The following is a 6676-nucleotide window of genomic DNA, read 5'->3' as shown; positions in this document are numbered from 1 at the left end:
CACCTCATCCGGATGAAGCCTATCAATTTATTAATTTCATGCTCCAGGCTGAAACCAGTGCGAAAATTGCACTCGCCGAAGGACATGCCATTACTAATGCCAAAGGGCGTGAGTTATTACCTAAATCAGTGAGTGAAAATAAGGTTGTCTACCCCTCTGCGGCAACACTCAAACGCGGTCATTTTCAACGTGATGTAGGAGAAGATACCTTGACGCTTTACAACCAATATTGGCAGCAATTAAAACTGGCGTTTTAAGTGAGCCTTGGCGAAGCAACCCAGAACAATGCTTTGTTAGAATCTGTACTGGGTTACTTCGCTAGTAACCTTAGACCTTCCATCAAACATGTGCTTTATCAGGATTAACTTGTTCGCCAAGACACAATGCCATGAATAAGAGAAAGAAATAGCCCGAGCCAGAATAAAACAATAAAGAATCCGAAAAATTACCAAGCAAAAAAGGTATCAGCATGGCAAAAGCAATAGCTCTTGTTTTATCAAGCTGCCAACTCGCTCGAATTAAACTAACAAACAAGAACAATAAAGCAGCAAAACCTACGATCCCAAATTCAGCAGCAACCAACCAATATTGATTATGAGGCTCTAACAATTTAGGTCCCCAAGCTGGTACCGGTTTCTCAGTTCTAAAATAATAAGTAAAGCTGCCGGTGCCATTACCAAATATTGGATGCTGGTTAAAAAGCTTGTGCGCAAAATCATGAAACTGTAAACGGTAGCCAACCGCTGAGTTCTTATCATTGTTCTGATAACGGTTTAATTCTTTGGCAATTGAATTCACATGTTCGTTGATTAAAGGGTATTTAAAGTAAGCCAAGGTAAATGCCGAGCTAATCAATAGAATGCCCGCTATAGCCTGACGCCAGGAACAAAGTTGTAAAACTAAAATACCCATCATCAATAGGTACACAACATAACCTGTACGACCAATATTGATAAAAAGCTCTTGATAGCTGTAGATCCCTGCCAGTAAAACATAAGCGATACGCCCCCCTAAACCTTGATGACGGTAGGCTAACAACAGCGAGAGATACGCCGCAAAAGCAACCATAAAACCAGTAATAATATGATTGCGAAACACATTATCAGGATCAATGGCAAGTGATTGCAAAAAACCATGAAACTTCAAGATGGAAAGCGCGCAGGTAATAAAAATAGCCAATAAGAAAGCATGCAAACCCGCTTGTCTCGTTTTAGCATCACGAAAGCCAACCACTAACAGAGGTAAGTAAAGCAATTTGCTGTATTTTTCTACGACAAAAATCGTTCTGAAAATTAGCGGGGCTCCAAAAGCAAGCAATCAAGGCAAGTCCAAATAAAATCAAGGCAGCCTTGCACCATGATTTTGCAAAAAGACTAGCCAATTCCGAACGATAAGAAGGCGATAGTAGAATGGCCACTACCGACAAAGCCATACCAATACTCTTCCCACTAGAGCTCATGGGTAAAACAAAGAGGGTGGCAACTAGTAAGAAAGGCACGGTACGGTGCAAAGAAAATTTTTGCGAAAAACTGAGTGTTGTTTCCATACTATGAATTATCTCTTATTGTCTTGGGCAATTTTTCGAACTGAGCATCGTGGTAAAGCTGTTTGATACCACGATAAAAAGTCCCCTGCGCATTAAAAACAGCAAATAAAAATCCAGCTTTTCCATCTAAAAAACCCCGTTGCAAGAAATAACAACGGAAAAACATCCACCCTGTTCCTAATAAAGTTTTACCAAAACTCGGCGATTTCTTTGCTTCAATCTTTATTTTGGCACTATAAGACGAATAACGATTGATTTTGTAAAGGGCGTGGCTAACATCCTGAAAAGAGTTGTGCATAATTCCCTGCCTTATTCGACAGATTCTTGCTGTTGCCGGAAGTAGAATTTTTTCATGCACAATATCCTCACTATAACGAGCACCAGCCCGCTTAAAAAGACGCACATGTCGTTTGGGACTGGAAGAAAAACGCAAGGGTTGACCATAGAAATTCATACAGATCGGTATGCGATAAGCATCCACTTCATTGCTTTTGATAGCAGTAATTATTGTTTCTTTGAGTGTGGCATCTACCCATTCATCGGCGTCGAGATTTAATACCCAATCTCCCGTAGCAAAAGTAAGCGCTCGCTGTTTTTGGATGCCATAACCTTGCCAATCCGTACAATGAACCTTTTCAGTATATTCTTTGGCAATGGCAACCGTATTATCGCTACTCCCGGAATCAAGAACGACAATTTCATCAGCCCATTGCACAGATTCCAGGCAACGTCTAATGTTTGCCTCTTCATTTTTAGCGATGATAATGACACTGAGCATGTATAATTAATCAGCCAGATCGATAATTGCGGTATTTTAACCGGATAAGGGCATAATTGTAAGTAATTTACAACTGAAAGCAGGCTAATAACCAATGCAGATTAGTAAAATAGCGCTCATTTTCTATTAAACTCCATCATTGGCCACCAGATTGTCGCGTCTTGCTTGAGCCGAGAATAGTCGGCCCTTTGAGTACAGATTATTTTGCAAATCCTTAGGTAGCTTTTGCAAAAGTCTCTTGATTCTTCTTCTTTTAAAATATGAATTTAAAAAAGGAAAGAGACTAAGGTAAGGAAAAAAGTCTTGTCACCAAAGCCATCAATCAATACAAATCTGCCCCGTTCCTGACCTTTATTGTAGGAATATACAATATTACGTCGATTCAGATCGCCAATAATTATAGGACTCTTATATATCTGTTTGAAAAATTGATGTAGTTCTATCGTCAGTTGCTCATCAAACAATTGATGCTTTATAAAATAACCCAGTCTGTTTGCAAGTTCGCCAGCCCTATTCTTTTCCGCTTTTTACAATCAAGCCAAAACCCAAATTGGTCTTGCAAAAACCGATGACTTCTTCGAAGTATTGAGTACTTTCAGGATAACAGAGCTGATTTTTGATATATTCACGTGTTTCATAATAATACAGGCGCAAAAAGAAAACAGGATAAAACTTCTTTAATCGTCGAAAGCACGATTTTTTATCTTGATAATCCTTTTTAATAACTTTAATCAACCAATCAGCGTTTGCAGGATGCTGGTAAACATATCGGGAACCTCCATATTCTAAATAGGTATTTTCAAGCAATTGGATAATATTATCGCCCACTTAATAATACTCTGAAAAATGGTAGCTAACTTGTTAAATTTTTCGTAATACTACTATAAATCTCTTATCTAAAAATATAATTTTTAGTCATTTCATCTACTAAAAACAAAGGCCCTGCACGCCTAAAGCATGAGAGCCTTGACTATTTAAGGACAAGTTAGATTTAACAAACACCTTCACGATGATCATGGCTATCGAAATGAAGCTTGCCATCTTTTACCTGCAAAGTAACATGACCACCGTTCGCCAACTTACCAAACAGCAATTCATCAGCGAGTGGTTTCTTCACATTTTCCTGGATTAGGCGCGCCATTGGTCGTGCCCCCATCGTTTTATCATAGCCATGCTCAATCAACCAATCTCGAGCTGACTTATCAACCTTAAAGGTTACACCTTTATTACTTAATTGCTCATCAAGCTCCATGATGAATTTATCGACAACTAAACCAATCGTCATCTGATCAAGCGGAGCAAAATTAATAATGGCATCTAATCGGTTTCTAAATTCAGGACTAAATTGTCGTTTGATAACCTCTAATCCATCATTGCTGTTATCCTGCAAAGAGAAACCAATAGCATTTCTGCTGATTTCATAGGCACCGGCGTTAGAAGTCATCACCAGAATCACATGGCGAAAATCTGCTTGCCGTCCATTCGTATCCGTTAAGGTGCCATGATCCATAATCTGCAACAGTAGATTAAACACATCAGGGTGTGCTTTTTCTATTTCATCGAGTAACAACACTGCATGAGGGTTTTTAGTCACAGCCTCCGTCAATAATCCCCCTTGATCGTAACCAACATAGCCTGGAGGAGCACCAATCAGACGTGAAACAGTGTGTTTTTCCATGTACTCAGACATGTCAAAACGCAACAGCTCAATACCCAAGACATTGGCCAACTGCTTAGTGACCTCTGTTTTACCTACCCCTGTTGGTCCAGCAAAGAGGAAGCAACCGACTGGTTTTTGTGGTTCACGCAGACCTGAGCGAGCCAGTTTAATTGCGGAAGCAAGTGCTGTGATTGCATCATCTTGACCATAAACTAACAATTTTAAATCCCGCTCCAAATTACGTAAGGTATCTTTGTCTCGAGCAGAAACTTTCTTAACGGGAATACGAGCGATTTTGGCCACGACACTTTCAATTTCCGTCACAGAGATTATTTTTTTACGTTTTGTCGCTGTTAACAGATTTTGGTACGCGCCTGCTTCATCAACCACATCAATCGCTTTATCAGGTAAGAAACGATCATTAATGTATTTGGCTGATAACTCAGCGGCAGCCTTAAGTGCTGGAATAGAAAATTTGACACCATGATGATCTTCGAGACGTCCTTTTAATCCTTTCAGAATTTCAAAGGTTTCATCAACACTTGGTTCTGTAATATCAATCTTCTGGAAACGTCTGGCAAGCGCCCTGTCTTTTTCAAAAATACCACGATATTCCTGATAGGTCGTTGAACCAATGCATTTCAATTCACCATTGGCGAGTAAGGGTTTAATGAGGTTGGAAGCATCCATTACTCCGCCAGATGCCGCACCTGCACCAATGATGGTGTGAATTTCATCAATAAATAAGACAGCGCCATCTTGTTGACTTAATTGTTTTAAAACGGCTTTTAAACGTTTTTCAAAATCACCACGATATTTGGTACCTGCCAACAAGGCCCCTAAATCCAGTGAGTACACAACACAATTGCTAATTGCTTCTGGAACCTCACCATCAACAATACGTCGTGCAAGCCCTTCAGCAATGGCTGTTTTGCCTACACCTGCTTCACCCACCAACAAGGGATTGTTTTTGCGACGGCGGCATAAAACCTGAATAGTGCGTTGAATTTCTTCATGGCGACCAATAAGAGGATCGATTTTACCCATTCTGGCGCGCTTATTGAGATTCATGCAATAACTTTCAAGCGGGGATTCACTACCTTCTCCACCTAATCCTTCGTCATCCATTGGTGAATTCATACCGTCATTCATATCATTGTTATGATATTTAGAAACACCATGGGAGATATAATTAATGACATCTAAACGCGTTATATTTTCACGACGCAAAAAATAAACAGCCTGGCTTTCTTGCTCACTAAATATCGCTGCAAGAACATTAGCGCCAGTCACTTCAGTTTTTCCTGCAGACTGAACATGAAAAACTGCTCGTTGTAGTACACGTTGAAAACCAAGTGTAGGTTGAGTTTCTCGATCTAGCTCATCCTCTGGAATTCTAGGCGTGGTTTCATCAATAAATTCAAGCAAATCACGTCGCAACGAATCAATGTTGGCATCGCAAGCCTGTAACACATTACCAGCTGCTGGATTATCAAGCAAAGAGAGTAATAAATGCTCTACTGTCATGAACTCGTGACGTTTCTCTTTGGCTTCCTTAAAGGCTAGATTTAAGGTGAATTCAAGTTCTTTGTTTAACATTTTATTGCTCCTCTCTCCAGCCACTACCAGTTTTCGGGTTCCATGGTACATAACAAGGGATGCTGATTGCTTCTAGCATGGTCGTTCACTAGTGCGACCTTTGTTTCTGCTATATCCCTGGTAAAAACACCACAAACTCCCTTTCCTAAAATATGAACCTGTAACATCACCTGTGTCGCCAATTCTTCATTTAAATGAAAGAACCGCTTCAATACATCCACTACGAACTCCATCGGCGTATAATCATCATTGAGTAGTATAACCCTATACTTCTTCGGCTGTCTGACCGCAGGTAAGGCTTCCGACTCCGCCTTTTTGCGCTCAATTATTTCTTCTAAAGACCATCCGCTCATGACATACACCCTTTATTAATTTTATAGACTTACAATGCACTTTTGGCCAGTAAAAAGATGATTTAATTATTGAAAAATTAAACCTTGCGATAATCAACAACATCTTGATTAGATAGCATTCATACTGGTTATTATGAATCGTATAAAAATACTCTCATTGTTAATCTGTAAAATGGCAGTTGAGCTCTTAATGCTGCCAAATTTATTTGTACCCAAAAGTCCTCTTTTGGGACGTAAAACGCCCCTTTTCAGGGGCGTTGTTTTATTCGTTATAAAGTTACTTTATAACTATTCAATTTCAGAATATTACTTTATTTACATATGGTTAATCATCGCCTCAGCAAATCCGGAAGAACTTACACAAGTAGCGCCTTGCATTAAACGCTCAAAATCATAAGTAACGGTTTTGCTTCAATTGCTCCTTCCATTCCTTTGATAATCAGATCAGCCGCCTCAATCCAACCTAAATGGCGGAGCATCATTTCAGCTGATAAAATCAACGATCCTGGGTTTACTTTATCTTGGCCTGCATATTTAGGCGCTGTTCCATGAGTTGCTTCAAAGACAGCCACATCATCACCGATATTAGCTCCAGGAGCAATTCCGATACCCCCCACCTGGGCAGCAAGCGCATCAGAAATATAATCACCATTTAAATTCAAGGTGGCGATTACACTATATTCTTCTGGTCTTAGCAAAATTTGTTGTAAAAACGCATCAGCAATGACGTCTTTAATAAT

Annotated in this window: 7 protein-coding genes and 2 pseudogenes; 1 reads left to right on the top strand and 8 read right to left on the bottom strand. The window is 39.7% G+C overall.

The annotated features are described in order from the left end of the window. A pseudogene (locus BN58_RS31660) lies at window positions 1-257 on the top strand (spermidine/putrescine ABC transporter substrate-binding protein); the annotation flags it as partial. Between the two features lie 82 nt (window positions 258-339). On the opposite strand, the gene BN58_RS23545 reads toward BN58_RS31660, so the two are convergent. The 8 genes and pseudogenes from BN58_RS23545 to BN58_RS23540 form a co-directional block, all read right to left on the bottom strand. After that, window positions 340-1254 (bottom strand): O-antigen ligase family protein, encoded by a 915-nt coding sequence (locus tag BN58_RS23545; protein ID WP_232220467.1) that lies wholly within the window; start codon window positions 1252-1254, stop codon window positions 340-342. Next, window positions 1217-1546 (bottom strand): hypothetical protein, encoded by a 330-nt coding sequence (locus tag BN58_RS28305; protein ID WP_051131871.1) that lies wholly within the window; start codon window positions 1544-1546, stop codon window positions 1217-1219. Before BN58_RS28305 ends, BN58_RS23545 begins: the two co-directional genes overlap by 38 nt. A 1-nt stretch (window position 1547) precedes the next feature. Continuing rightward, window positions 1548-2324, bottom strand: coding sequence for a glycosyltransferase family 2 protein (locus BN58_RS08725; protein ID WP_019216492.1), 777 nt, complete (start codon window positions 2322-2324; stop codon window positions 1548-1550). 266 nt (window positions 2325-2590) lie between these two features. Continuing rightward, window positions 2591-2788 (bottom strand): YrbL family protein, encoded by a 198-nt coding sequence (locus tag BN58_RS37685; protein ID WP_019216491.1) that lies wholly within the window; start codon window positions 2786-2788, stop codon window positions 2591-2593. A gap of 46 nt (window positions 2789-2834) precedes the next feature. Then, window positions 2835-3152, bottom strand: coding sequence for a YrbL family protein (locus tag BN58_RS08720; RefSeq protein WP_019216490.1), 318 nt, complete (start codon window positions 3150-3152; stop codon window positions 2835-2837). A 163-nt stretch (window positions 3153-3315) separates the two neighbouring features. After that, complete coding sequence (gene clpA, locus BN58_RS08715; RefSeq protein WP_019216489.1) at window positions 3316-5583, bottom strand: ATP-dependent Clp protease ATP-binding subunit ClpA; 2268 nt, start codon at window positions 5581-5583, stop codon at window positions 3316-3318. 23 nt (window positions 5584-5606) lie between these two features. Further along, a complete protein-coding gene (gene clpS / locus BN58_RS08710; RefSeq protein WP_019216488.1) occupies window positions 5607-5936 on the bottom strand; it encodes an ATP-dependent Clp protease adapter ClpS in 330 nt (109 codons plus the stop codon). Window positions 5937-6251: 315 nt separating this feature from the next. Next, a pseudogene (locus BN58_RS23540) lies at window positions 6252-6676 on the bottom strand (isocitrate/isopropylmalate family dehydrogenase); the annotation flags it as partial.

Source organism: Legionella tunisiensis (assembly GCF_000308315.1).
Taxonomy (GTDB): Bacteria; Pseudomonadota; Gammaproteobacteria; order Legionellales; family Legionellaceae; genus Tatlockia; species Tatlockia tunisiensis.
The sequence above is the reverse complement of the archived record's forward strand: the minus strand, read 5'-3'. Positions and strand labels throughout refer to the sequence as shown.

What these genes read in the sequence shown, in the direction of transcription:
- BN58_RS08725 (WP_019216492.1), bottom strand. Translation starts at nt 2,324, where the DNA reads ATGCTCAGTGTCATTATCATCGCTAAAAATGAAGAGGCAAACATTAGA.
- clpS (WP_019216488.1), bottom strand. Translation starts at nt 5,936, where the DNA reads ATGAGCGGATGGTCTTTAGAAGAAATAATTGAGCGCAAAAAGGCGGAG.
- clpA (WP_019216489.1), bottom strand. Translation starts at nt 5,583, where the DNA reads ATGTTAAACAAAGAACTTGAATTCACCTTAAATCTAGCCTTTAAGGAA.
- BN58_RS28305 (WP_051131871.1), bottom strand. Translation starts at nt 1,546, where the DNA reads ATGGAAACAACACTCAGTTTTTCGCAAAAATTTTCTTTGCACCGTACC.